The 13275-nt window shown below is 36.8% G+C and carries 9 protein-coding genes and 1 riboswitch; of the genes, 6 read left to right on the top strand and 3 right to left on the bottom strand.

The features are described from left to right. Positions 1-505: 505 nt before the first annotated feature. The 3 genes from J0H12_07400 (at position 506) to J0H12_07390 (ending at position 3808) form a co-directional block, all read left to right on the top strand. Positions 506-1705 (top strand): hypothetical protein, encoded by a 1200-nt coding sequence (locus J0H12_07400; GenBank protein ID MBN9413724.1) that lies wholly within the window; start codon positions 506-508, stop codon positions 1703-1705. Between the two features lie 228 nt (positions 1706-1933). Continuing rightward, a complete protein-coding gene (locus J0H12_07395) occupies positions 1934-3091 on the top strand; it encodes a hypothetical protein (GenBank protein MBN9413723.1) in 1158 nt (385 codons plus the stop codon). Positions 3092-3100: 9 nt separating this feature from the next. Beyond that, complete coding sequence (locus J0H12_07390) at positions 3101-3808, top strand: hypothetical protein (protein ID MBN9413722.1); 708 nt, start codon at positions 3101-3103, stop codon at positions 3806-3808. A gap of 107 nt (positions 3809-3915) precedes the next feature. Here J0H12_07390 and J0H12_07385 read toward each other — a convergent pair whose 3' ends face one another. The 3 genes from J0H12_07385 to J0H12_07375 form a co-directional block, all read right to left on the bottom strand. Beyond that, positions 3916-4998, bottom strand: coding sequence for a ribonucleotide-diphosphate reductase subunit beta (locus J0H12_07385; GenBank protein MBN9413721.1), 1083 nt, complete (start codon positions 4996-4998; stop codon positions 3916-3918). Beyond that, complete coding sequence (locus J0H12_07380) at positions 4989-6911, bottom strand: ribonucleoside-diphosphate reductase subunit alpha (protein ID MBN9413720.1); 1923 nt, start codon at positions 6909-6911, stop codon at positions 4989-4991. The genes J0H12_07385 and J0H12_07380 overlap by 10 nt, the downstream gene beginning before the upstream one ends. A 90-nt stretch (positions 6912-7001) precedes the next feature. Further along, a riboswitch (cobalamin riboswitch) is annotated at positions 7002-7207 on the bottom strand. A 119-nt stretch (positions 7208-7326) separates the two neighbouring features. Further along, positions 7327-8061: a hypothetical protein gene (locus tag J0H12_07375; GenBank protein MBN9413719.1), complete on the bottom strand. Its 735-nt coding sequence runs from the start codon at positions 8059-8061 to the stop codon at positions 7327-7329. A 303-nt stretch (positions 8062-8364) separates the two neighbouring features. Here J0H12_07375 and J0H12_07370 point away from each other — a divergent pair, with 303 nt between their 5' ends. From J0H12_07370 to J0H12_07360, 3 genes are all read left to right on the top strand, one after another. Continuing rightward, positions 8365-11679 (top strand): tetratricopeptide repeat protein, encoded by a 3315-nt coding sequence (locus J0H12_07370; GenBank protein MBN9413718.1) that lies wholly within the window; start codon positions 8365-8367, stop codon positions 11677-11679. A gap of 134 nt (positions 11680-11813) precedes the next feature. Further along, positions 11814-12332, top strand: coding sequence for a hypothetical protein (locus J0H12_07365; GenBank protein MBN9413717.1), 519 nt, complete (start codon positions 11814-11816; stop codon positions 12330-12332). A gap of 175 nt (positions 12333-12507) precedes the next feature. Continuing rightward, on the top strand, positions 12508-12822 hold the full coding sequence (locus tag J0H12_07360; protein ID MBN9413716.1) for a hypothetical protein: 315 nt from the start codon (positions 12508-12510) through the stop codon (positions 12820-12822). The last annotated feature ends 453 nt before the right edge of the window (positions 12823-13275 follow it).

The raw sequence follows: 13275 nt of genomic DNA, 5'->3' as shown, positions 1-13275 counted from the left end.
GCGCTTCCGAATTGCTTCCGTAATAATAAGATTATCGAAAAGAAAAATAAATTATATTTAATATACAAATGTTTATAATTAAAAAATAAAATAAGATATTCTAACTACGGATCAGAAGGTTAGGAGTTCGAATCTTCTCGGGCGCGCCATTTAAATCAAAAATTTATCCTATTCATTTTTTCAATAAAAATAATTGTCTTTAAGTTATTATCTTCAACGTGGTTTTGAACGCGTAGTTTTAAGCCCAGTTATGAAATGATTTTGTAAATTAGAGATAAAGGTCGATATATTTTTCTGAACTGCAAGTTTTATGGCCTCTAATCCACGCTTATATGCAAAGAAAGAATAACTTAGTGGCACTGTTGATTATGTTTTGGTTTTGGAGGTTTAGAGTGAATTCTCTAAATAAAGATTGAGTCGAATTAATTTTTGTCCTATTAATAATGAAGGGATTTTTATCTAATAATCGAATGTTTTTTAATTTTTTGCTTAAAAGGAGGAAAAAATGAAGCTTAATTATTTAATAGTTTCTTTTTTTTGGTGGGGATTGATCATGCCAGTAAGTGGAAGGTGCAGTTCATTAATAGATAATACACAAGAGTTAGAAAAAGCGTTTAGTAATCCTAAAAAAGCATTTATGAAAGCTAATGAAAGTGATGATTTTAGCTCTATTTTTGCATCAACTCTAAAGAAAAGCGAATTCCCCCAAAAACATTTTTCTGAGCTTTCTCAAGAAGAATATGACCAATTTAAAGACAGCCTAGGACTTTTCAAAGGAACAGCTCTAAAAAAACAAGTTTTTGATCTTCTCTTATTCGCGAGATTAGCAGGTTGCCCTGTTTTAGCGGTAGGCGAGAAGAAAGAATTTTTTTATGATGCACGCCAGATCTATGATCCCACTGAAAAAAGTATTGCAGAGGGAAAACAAGTAGTTATCCGTCCGCATCAGGGGAATTTTGTGACGATTGAAGCCGTAGGTGATGAAAAGGATACGTCGAGGGCAAGGGAAATAACAAGCGATTTAAGAGAGAATGCTGTAATCTATCATTACCTTGGTGATGAGACTAATGCTTTTGATGGAAAAAAATATGAAGAAAAAAGAAAAGACCATTATTCAAATCATAGCGCCGCTAAAATATCGTATGATTTTTTAGAAGATTATATTATTTCACCTTATACTCTTGGAAGTATCTATATGAGCAGAATAATATTAGGCCTTAAAAAACTTCCTAAAGCTGCTGTTAACATGATGCGAGGAAAGGCTATTTATATTTCTTCTCAAGAAGGGAATAGTGGTTGTCTTTATATGACGTCTCATAATATCCCAATTATAAGCTATTTAGGTTTAGTCCCAGGAATTTTCATTGAAAATAATAATGTTACCGATCAAAATGTTATTTTGATGTCAGGGGCTCTTATCGAACGTTCAGCTTTTAGAAGGAGCGTAGTTTTGCAAGACCTACATCTAAATTCGATAGACTTTCCTTATTTTTTTTCAGGATTAGAGGGGAGCATCAAGACTTTAGATGAGGGAACTCTTTTCTTTCATGCTTTTAAAAAATATGTTTTTCAAGAAAAGGGATTAGATCCAAAGCAAAAAGCTGCTCTAGAAGATTTATGTAAGCTCGATATCTCAAAAATTGCCACCGGAGATTCTTTTCCTCGTGAAGTTATTGTGAAAAAGAGCAGCGTTAACAGTAAATAATTTTATATCCCTAATCTTTTGATGGGCTAATGTAGAAACTTTTATTTGAGGTTAAAGAGAAAAAACATGATAAGAAAAAAGCTTCTTAATTTGTTTGCTGTTAAGGTTATTCTTTTACCTTTTATATGGCTTATTTTCTTTTCAGGAAGTTCGTGTTTTAGCTCCACAGACGAATTTACCTTATCAGAGCAGGAGATTCGGAAAAACCATCAAGCTTTAAAGGAAGTGGTGGACGATTTTTATGCGAAAAATAAAGATTATTTTATTCCTCCAGAAAGTAGGTTTAGAGGTCGTTTTCAAATCGAAAAGAGTATTAACCTTTGTTCGATTGGAATTCTAAGAATTCTTCTAAGGGAGAGTGAAATTCAAATTTCTTTTCAGACATTGTCAGATTCTAATGGAAAACCTATAGTAGCTTCGAATTCCTCTGTAGATCAATGGAAGCAGGAGTATATTCAGAAAGATAAAGATTTTCACCTTCTAGCATGGCCTACTGACAAATCTGGCAAGCTTTTATCGGTTGATTTCTTAAAAGAAAGAGCTCTCGATAAATTTCTTTTCGATTTAGATTTATCTAAAGTTAAGTCTGGCGATAAATTTCAAGTTATATTTGGTGAAATGGAGCGTTTTTTAGGTGCAGTAAAAGAGGTAATAAAAAAAATTAAACCAGAAAATCCTGTCCCTCTTTCTGCCTTGTCCTCTGAAGAAAAAGATTTATTGAACAAATTAAACAAGTTTACTGAGGCAGATAGTTTTCCTAATCTTCTAGAGAATACAACTCAAGCAGTCTTGGATGTATGGAAAGCTTTTTTGGAAAATGGTTATTTAGATCCTGAAAATGCCCAAAGAAAAATTTTTATGGATCATATTCTTTCACAAGAGATAAAAGACGAACTGACACGGTTAGAAGTAGAAAAATATTCTCATTTTTTGGGAGTTTCACTAGAAGACTATATAAAAAGTGATGAAGATATTCGTACTTGTCTAGACCGCTTTCGCCCTAATTCTCTTGGCCCTAATCCTAAAAAAGAGCAACATTCCGAGACTTTATTTACTGCCTGGATTGAACATAATAGGAGCAAATTAGAAGAAACAATATCTCCTCCAGAGATAACGTTAATTTATTTCCTCTATACACATAAAAGTACATGTAAGAATTGTGAAGAACTGAGTTATAATTCTATATCTCGAACTCCAATATCTCGAACTCCATTTTTAATATCTTTTTCTGAGATTTTTAAGAATAATGGGGTAGAGAATTTTTCTGATATTACCGATCTCTCTTTGAATTTGGAGGATTTTAAACGTTTATCTGGGGAAGAGAAACCGAGCGATATCCATCCTTGGAAAGGTATTGTTAGAATTCCTGTCCAATATCAAATGTAGGAGCGTAACATGTCAAAATTTTTTATTTCTTTAGTTTTAATCACTTTTGTTTCTTGGCAGAATGAAGGATATTCGTCAGTAGTTGTTAAAGAATTAGAGGATGGTTCTATCTCCATTAAAGCCGGTCAAAAGTACCCTCCACACATTTTTGACACGCTTGCTTTTGTTAAAGATGTTCAAGAAAAATTAAGTAAATATCATACAAATACGCCTCTTTCGATAGATTTATCAGGTGATATTTCTATAAGTTCAAGACGTGTAGAAATTCTTTTAAATGAATTGAATAGAACTTCTTTCCCTATAAATTTTTTAAACTTATCGGGCACTTCTGTAGAAGCAAACATAATTGATCTTTTATTAAAAAGCCGTATTGAGTGTATCGATATTTCTGAGACAGAAGCAGCAGAAAGTGAGAAATTAAGTTTTGAGGAACCTTGCGAAAAATTTATTTTTATTCCAAAGAGTTTTCTGTATTCAATTAAAGACTTAGATAAAGATACTTTAGATTTTCATAAAAAATATTATGGACATAATGATGAAGAAGACCTTCCACAAAGGGGACTTCTCTCAGGAGATACACCTGAAAAAACTTCTGGTCCTTTAGGAATATTCATTCCTCATTCAAGTCAATTTTGTGGTTTATCCGTCAATTATGGTGATAGTACTCAAGGGTTCATTCTGCCCTCCAGTGCTCAAATATTTGGGCTGACAGGATAATCTAGAACGCTTAGATAAATTTTGGAGCAATCAAGAGAAAATATTTTTCTGAATATTCAGTATATGCTTAGCCAATTATTAAGTTTAAATCTTTATCTCTTTAAACCTCATCTGTTTATTAAATTCGTCTCAAACATTTTCCAGACGCCGTTCGTTCCGTGCCATTCGCCTTTTGTGGCGGCTTTAGAATATTCTGTGGCACGCGCTTCAAAGAAATTTGCGTGTTCAACCCCATTCAACATAGCCATTAACCAAGGTAACGGATGATTTTTTGTTTGTTTATATTCTCCAGCTATCCCGGTGAAGTAACCATAACAGGGTCTTAATTTAAGCTGGGTTAATCGCCAGTCCGCAATATATCGAATATAGGATTTGATATCATCGGCGGTCATGCCTTGGATTTCTCCTAATTCAAAAGCAAGGTCGATGAATTTATCTTCTAAGTCGACCATTGTTTTGCCTACACTGATGATGTCATCTGCGACTGATTTTGTGACTGAGCCCGTTTCATTTTCCCATTCATGGTAAAGACGTATGACGGATTCACAGTGCAAGCTTTCATCTCTCACGGACCAAGACACAATCTGCCCCATTCCTTTCATTTTATTGAAACGAGGAAAATTCATGAGCATGGCAAAGCTAGCAAAGAGCGACATACCTTCAGTAAAGGCTCCGAACATGGCGAGGGTGCGGGCGACATCAGCGCAGGTTTCAGTTCCAAAGCTTTTCATATAATCAGCTTTAGCTCGCATTGCAGCATAATCATAAAATGCTTGGAATTCAGTTTGAGGCATCCCCAATGTTTTTAGAAGAAGGGCATAAGCATCAATATGAACTGTCTCCATATTCGTGAAGGCCGCCATCATCATCTGTATTTCAAGGGGCTGAAAGATAGGGATGTATCGTTTGAAATAATTATTGCTAACCTCAATATCAGATTGCGTGAAGAATCGAAAAATTTGGGTCAGAAGATTGCGTTCGGTTTCAGTTAATAGATCTCCATTCCAATCCTTGATGTCTTCACCCAAGGGGACTTCTTCCCCTATCCAGTGAATCTGCTGTTGACGTTTCCAGGCAGAATAGGCCCAGGGGTAACGTTCGACATTATAAGAGCCAGAAGTCTCAAGCAGACCAATAAGTTCTTTACCTTGGAGGTGGAAAGGATTTTGAGAACCATAATTTACTGACATGAGAGACACTCTTCATAATTTGTTTGTTTCATTTCCAGCTTTTGCTCTTCTTTTCCATCCCCCCCTGCATATTCCGCGCGCTGGATGGATTTAGAGCGGAGATAATAAATGCTCTTTATCCCTTTTTCCCAGGCTGACCAATGCAGCATGAGGAGATCCCATTTATCAATATCAGCCGGTAAAAAGAGATTGAGAGATTGTCCCTGACAGATAAAAGGGGCTCGGTCACCTGCAAGTTCAATAACCCATCGTTGGTCAATTTCGAAAGCCGTTTTAAAAATATCTTTTTCATCTTGAGAAAGCTCAGATAAGTGTTGGATGGATCCTTCACGTTCTACAATCGATTGCCACGTCGCATCTGTATTAATTTCTTTTTTCTCAAGCAATTTTTCAAGATATGTATTTTTGACGACATAATTTCCAGAAAGTGTTTTGTGATTATAAACGTTTGCTGGAATTGGTTCAATACAGGCTGATGTTCCACCACAGATGATACTAATACTTGCGGTAGGGGCGATGGCCATTTTATGACTGAACCTTGCTTTAATGTTGCGCTCTTCCGCGTCGGGACAAGCTCCTCGTTCTTCAGCTAAAACGACAGACGCACTATCCGCATAGCGACGAATATGACGCATCATCTTTATATTCCATGATTTTGCCATCACACTTTCGAAAGGGACGCTTTTAGATTGTAAAAAGGAGTGGAAACCCATCAAACCGAGTCCCACGGAACGTTCTCGCATTGCAGAGTATTTTGCGCGTGCCATTCCTGCTGGCGCGGTCTCGATAAATTCTTGTAAGACATTATCAAGAAAGCGCAGGATATCTTCAATAATCATCGGGTCTTTATGCCATTCGTCCCATGTTTCTGCATTTAAAGAAGAGAGGCAACAAACAGCAGTTCTGTTTTTTCCATGCTGGTCTGGGCCGGTAGGCAGTAATATCTCGCTACATAAATTCGACATTTTTACTTTCAACCCAAGCTCGCGTTGATGCTTGGAGAGAGATTTATTGGCGGTATCAATAAATATTAAATACGGTTCGCCTGTTTGAAGGCGGGTTTCTAAAATTTTCTGAAAGAGCTGACGCGCATTTATATGGCGGATGACGCGTTGATCTTTGGGACTGCGAAGGGCAAACTCTTTATCATCCCGGACAGCTTCCATGAATTCATCGGTTAAATTGATGCCATGGTGAAGGTTTAGGCTTTTACGATTGAAATCACCAGAAGGCTTGCGAATTTCTAAAAATTCTTCGATTTCTGGATGATAAACATCCAAGTATACGGCAGCAGAACCTCGTCTGAGGCTTCCTTGGCTAATGGCAAGTGTCAACGAATCCATCACGCGGACGAAAGGAATGATACCTGACGTTTTTCCAGCTCGACCAACGGATTCTCCCACCCCTCGGACAGATCCCCAATAGGTCCCAATACCTCCCCCATTCGACGCGAGGAGAACATTTTCATTCCAATTTGAAACAATTCCATCAAGAGAATCATCGACAGTGTTTAAAAAACAAGAGATGGGAAGGCCGCGTTTTGCCCCCCCATTAGAAAGGATTGGGGTTGCAGGCATAAACCAGAGGCGTGACATATAATCATAGAGGCGCTGAGCATGAGCGGTGTCATCGGCATAAGCGCAAGCCACCCGCGCAAACATCTGTTGATAATTTTCATTATCGAGTAAATATCGATCTTCAAGGGTTGCCTTCCCAAAGTCAGTCAGCAAGGTATCGCGTGATTCATCAAGGGTTAATTCTTTGATATTGATCCTTGGTTTAACAGGGGGAATTGAGGCTTTGCGATAAAGCTCTTTTTGTTCTTGTGTTTCCGGAAAATGTAAGACTTTTTTAGTAGGATCGTAAGCGACAAGATTACCGTTGCGATCGAAATCATAGGCGTTAGTTAGCATGTGGACCCTTTTTAGTCAGAAGGCAGGAGAGCTTGAAAGCGAAGACACAAAGGTGCATCTATTACCCTCAACCGGTGCGCCCCGCCCGATGGTTGCAAATTTGTTTCTGGCAGGTCTCCTGACTTACGGGTCGTTGCCAACCTTATTTACCTTCCCAGTTCCCCAGTGGCGTAGATATGAGGTGACTCACCGTTTACAGTTGCGGGGGCAGCTCCAGAATTGAAAATATGTCGCACTGGATTCCCTTTTAAGCATTAGAGATTACTAAATAATGCACCATGAACACCACATATAGTACGTAGAAAGAAAATTTTGTCAATATCTAGTGTTGATGTCTGTGAACAATTATCATTATGAAAACACAATAACCCTGCCAGATTATGACAGGGTTATTGGTTTTTAGGTGAGCCCTACTTTATTTTTTATTTGCTTTGAACTCAGGTGTTAAAGTGATTCCTCGAGTTAAAGGAACATTCTTACTACTGGTAAAGTCCTTAGGAATATAGTTACCAGCGATACCTCTATCTAAGATACCCATATCCATGAGCATCTTAGCTGTTAGCTCACTACAGAAAGCTGTTTTTAAGATCTTCGATCTAGATTCCGTATTCGCTCTGAAGAGAGCCATAAGCAATCTAAAAGGATTCTTTGTATAGGATTTATGATCATAATCCTCGACAAATTTCGTGACGCGCTTTGCTTCTGTGCGATCTTGATCTTCAAATACAAGAAGCCTATAGCTTATCTTCCCATCATACTCAGTCACGACTTTATCCCAGAGTGTCGTCCGTACATGAGGATATTTTCCCTGTAGAACTTCACTTGCTGAGCCTGTGGATTCAAAGCAGTACCAAGTATTTTCATCATCAGCATCTGCCAAGATAACTCCTACGTGAGAAACCTTACTACCCGTTACGACTTTAATTCCATAACTGAAAGGGTCTGTTCCTGAAAATAAAGCCACGCCAACAAGGTTATATTTTTTCTCTTCTCCAGTTTCTTGAGAAAGTAGGGTATATGGATGCCCCTTTGCGTTATCTTCATCAAAAACATCGGAAGCCTTTATAGGTAAAGAGCCCAACATTAAGAAAGCAAGTGATGTTAGAGCGATCTTTTGTCTTTTAAACTTGTTATAAGTTAATACAGTCATTTATAATCTCCATTGTCATAGGTGTTATTGACAAACCTGAGAGAGGTAGCGGCCTCTCTTAGGTCTTCATAAGAAGATCACCGCGATCTTCTTATTTTGTTCCTGCTCCAAACGTTTGGTTCTTTGCAGTAACACCTTGATCATGTGAGATAATTCAGCAGAGAAATATTGGGGAAATAGGTGTAAGGGTGCCCCTTAAGGGGAATGGAAAACAGCTTGCTCTGAGGTTGATAGTTTGGCATGTTGAAGGAATCTTTTGAGAGAAAGATAGAAGCAGCCGCCTCCATTTAAGGAAATGCCTTTATGCCAAGTGATAAGCTCAAGTTACCGCAATTGCCGCCAGAATTTTATCCTGAAGGTTTGCTTGTCATTAAAGGGATCAAATTCACCCCACGGCAGATTGATATTATTGCATGCTTGATTAGCGGTGGAACGGGAAAGACAATTTCCTCTCTTCTCGATATCGAAGTTAAAACTTTAGAAGCCCATAAAAAAAGCATTGGCGAGAGAATTGGCGGCGGCATCCAAGAAGATATTATTGCTTTTGTTCAAAGATCGCCTCACTATGAATTCTTGAAGCAACACTATCTAATACTTCTTCATAAAAATGAGTTTGAGAAACAGCTCAAAGACCTTTCAAAGAAATTTTCCGAAAATACCCCCGATCTTAAAGTAGACCTTGCCTCCACTTACGGGAATAAATCTTCTCTTCTTAACCTCTTGGTGAGTCATCTCAAATTGGCAGGAATAAGAATCGTCAGTGAGGAGAAAGAGGGCGAAAAAAGCTTTCATACCCTCACACTTTTACCAAAGAATAGCGGTCAGTTTTTAGAACGGGAAATTCTTATTCTTTTGGATAAGGAGGTGAAAGACATCCCTTCTGATTCTATCGATCTTAGAGAGGGGAAAACTTACTTTGCTTCCTGTGTGGAAGTGTTAAAGAAGTTTTATGCGGAGAGTCAGCTCGAGAAACTCTCTTCGTCAATTAAGTCAGAACACAATTTTACTTTTAAAGATGACAAAGGACCAAACTTTCCCAAAGAAGTAGCTTTCTCTTTGCATTCTAAAATATGGATGTTTAGGAATAGTCTTATTGTTTTAAGTGGAATCATTATCTTATTGTTAGCTTCAGCCTTTCTTTATCAGACACAGATATCTTCCACTGAAGAGAACGCTCCCGTTCGACCTGAGCTTCGAATCCCGGATGATAAAGTACGTCTGGAGCGTCCTAACTTGATGAAAAATATTGATAAAAATCTTACTTCTCAAGACGGAATTCAAACTGTCACTCTTGTGGGTATGGGAGGGGCAGGTAAAACAGTTCTTGCCCACATATATGCTCGCGACCACTCACAAAAATTATCTGACATTGGGAGAATCAATGCAGAAACAAAAGAAAGTCTTATCAATTCCTTTGAAGATTTTGCCGATGAATTAGCTAAAACAAAAGAGAAGAAAAAAGAGCTTAAGTATATTCGAAATAACTACAATCTAGAGAAACAAAAAAAGAAGATCTGTTCCTTTGTGATGCGTCATTTAAAACTCAAGAGTAATTGGCTTTTGATTTACGATAATGTGGAAAATTTTTCTGAAATTAAAGAATATTTTCCTCAAAAATCTGACGTTGATGCCTGGGGATCAGGAAAAGTCATCATCACCACAACAAATGATAATATTCAAAATGCAAGCTATATAAATCCAGATAATATTATTTATATTAAAGAATTAAGTCAGGATGAAAGTTTAACAATTTTCAGTAAAATTCTTTATGGTTATGATTCGGCAAAGCTCATAAAAGAACAAAAGCAAGAAGCAATAAACTTTTTACAAAATATACTCCCCCTTCCTTTATATATTTCAGTTGCAGCGAATTATATGAAAGTTAAAAAAATCACATATGAAGAATATCTAAAAAGAATGAATTCTTGTAGCAAAGATTTTGAAAGAGAACTGAAAGACTTTACCACTGAAACTACTGATTACGACAAAAAGCATTATGGAATTATTGCCCCATCTTTAGAAGAAGTTATAAATTTGAACCCTGAATTCAAAGAGCTTTTTTTCTTTATATGTCTCCTTGATTCACAAAGTATCCCCAAAGAATTGTTAACTAAATATAAAGACGACTTAAAGGTAGAGAATTTCCTCTATAATTTAAAAAAATATTCATTGATACAAGAGGAATCAAAACCGGTTCATACCATTTCTTTTCATAGAACCATTCATCAAATTGCAAAAAACTATCTTACCAGAGCTTTACATTTAGAAAAGCAACCTCAACTGTATACTTCAATGGCAAATGCGTTTGCTGAGTTTATTACTCATGCGATAGATCGAGCTGATTCCAATAAAATGAGACTTATGGTAATTCATTGTGAGAAATTTTTAAGTCACCCTTTCTTAACCACAAAGATCAAAGATATTGTAGCGGCAAACTTAGGCGCGATTTATTACAGTATTGGCGATTACACCAAATCCAAGACAATACTTGAGAATACTCGGAGATCTTTCAACACTTATACGGAGAAACCTTATCAACTCCTTGCTGAGGTCCTAAAGTATCTAGGAATTTCTTATATAAAGCTAGGAGATCCTAAAGAAGCAAGGACTGTCCTTGAAGAAGGAGAAAATATTTATAAAAAATACCCTCCTCAAGAGAAGCATAAAATTGCTGACTTGTTAATGTTTTTAGGATGGGCTTACAAAGATTTAGGAAAGTATGAACAAGCAAGAGTTACCTCAGAGGAGAGCAAAGATATTTATGAAAAACATTCTCCTCAAAAACATCACAAGATCGCCTTTATTTCAAGCCAGATTGGGATAATTTATTTAAATCTTGGAAACTATAAAAAGGCCCAATCATTTTTGGAAGAAAGTCTAGCGACCTATGAAAAGTATCACCCCACAAATTATATGGATATTGCACATATTGAAAGGGATTTAGGAAGAGTTTATGGAGAGGTAGGCCATTATGAAAAAGCAAAAATACGATTTGAGAAAAATCTAAAAATTTATGAAAAATATTATCCTAAAGATCATATTGAAAATGCCTGGCCCCTTTTATTTCTAGGGGCAATTCATAGAGAATTAGGAGAGTATAAAAAGGCAGAGAAATCTTTGGGAAAAAGCTTTAAAATGCTCAAAGAAAATGATCCTAGAGATACTCGCATTGGTTGGGTTTCGAAAGAGTTAGGAGCCCTCTATAAAAAGCTAGGTCAGTATAACCAAGCAAAAAAATACCTTAAAGAAAGTTTAAAGATATTTGAGAAACATTATGGCCACAATCATATTAAAGTTGGCGCTGTATTGCGAGAACTAGGAGAAACGCATCTTTTAGAAGGAGATATCAATGCGGCTGAAAATTACCTTAATAAGGCATTAGGTATATTTGAGCTCAATAACCATCCTGAAAGTTATACTGTTTTGGAAATTTTAGGTGATTTATATCTTAAAAAATTAAAGGATGCTTATGATAAGAAAGATCATCAACAAATTGAGAGTTCACGGACTCAAGCATTAAACTACTTGAATGAAGCATTCAAAATTGTAAAAGACTACTTCCCCAAAGATTCTCCTCATATTGCAAGAATTCAAGAGAAAATAAAAAACTTTAATTGAAATATAATATTTTGTTTTTACTTGACTAAATATTTTTAGTCTTGAGAGTTTTTTATCTTTAGCAGAATTTTAACTTTTTTTAGAAATTATATTAGATGTCAACTATGGAAAAAATTATTAATATGGAGGCTTCTATGATGAATTTTAAAAAAGTGATGCTTTATTCTTCTCTCATTGTTTTGGGAGGATTGAATATTGCAAATGCATCTTCTGAATCAGTTCCAAGTAAACCCGCTTTAGGGACGGCTGAAGGGTGCCGAGATGCACTTAACATCCATAAGTATGGAGCAGGAAATTTTAATGATATTTCATACAAAATTGCGACTAAACATATGTATGATAGTCGAAATCAAGCACCCAAGAGAGGTGAAGTCCAATTTGATTTTAGTGTCGTTGGTGATGCTGATCACATCTTTACTTACATCAGTGGTAACTGTGTTGTAGATCGTGCTCAAGTTGAAAGTGGAAGAGGAGATCCTGAAGGATCTGGAGCTTGTTATTTTAAGTGTAGTGGAGCAAAGCCGATTGGACAATATTGGAATGATCACTCTCACGAAAGCACTAAAGAGTTGAAACTTATTTATGCCAATAAGAGAGACTTATCAAGTGCGTATCATCTTGTCTCTATCTATCCTGCTCAACCAACAAACTAAAAATTGTAGGCTTTAAAAGAAAAATTGGAACGTGGATCATTTGATCTGCGTTCTATTTTTTTTAAGCATGTGAGTTGAAAAATTCCTCAATATGCCCCTTCAAAACGCGACATTTTTCTTTAATGATAAATCTTAATCAACGTGATAATCGATCCCTGAAAAGAGGAGAAAAATCATGTCTCGTGGAAGTAAATCTAAATATTCAGCGAAACAAAAACGTGAGGCCCAACATATCGAAGAAGGATATGAAAAAAAAGGTGTTCCGGAAAATGAAGCAAAAAAAAGAGCCTGGGCAACCGTGAATAAGATGCATGGCGGTGGTGCAAAAGGCGGTTCTGGCCATGAGGCGATTAAAGATATTTCTCCTGCCAAAAAAGGCGGTAAAAAGGGGGGACACAAGCAAGCCAACCGCTCTGCCGAAGCGCGATCGGCCTCAGCTAAAAAAGCAGCCCATACGCGAAAAAATCGACAAAATTCTTTATCTCAATAGACGATAAAATGGATAAGCATAATTTCTTGTTAAGTTGTTGATTTAACATGATTATTAATTTGATAATCGCACTGAATTTTCTTGAAAAATGTATCGTTTTGTGATAGTCTATAAGTAGATGGTCAGAGATGATGTTTTCTTCCTTGAAGGCCTTTAAAAAGCCTTCAATCTTCTTCAATAATTCCTCTCCTTCCGTCCCTTTAAATTAAGAGAGTCTAGCAAACTCTTAAGAGTTCTTTTTAACGCTCTTTTTTGAGCGAATGCCCTCTCTTTGTCCACTGAAAGGGGGAGGAACCCCTCAGCGTGCGTGACAGGCACGGTGCACGTGGGGAATGGTGGTGAAAGGAAATGGTGATGGACCGATTCGTGATGGAAAGGTTTGGGAGAGATCGAAAGGTGACAGGTTCGATCTATAGGCTGCTTGAGATTCTCGGGACACGCCCGAGAATGACG

Source organism: Candidatus Paracaedimonas acanthamoebae (assembly GCA_017307065.1).
GTDB classification, from domain to species: Bacteria; Pseudomonadota; Alphaproteobacteria; order Caedimonadales; family Caedimonadaceae; genus Paracaedimonas; species Paracaedimonas acanthamoebae_A.
Note: the sequence above shows the minus strand (reverse complement) of the source record. Positions and strands in the feature narration are given on the sequence as shown.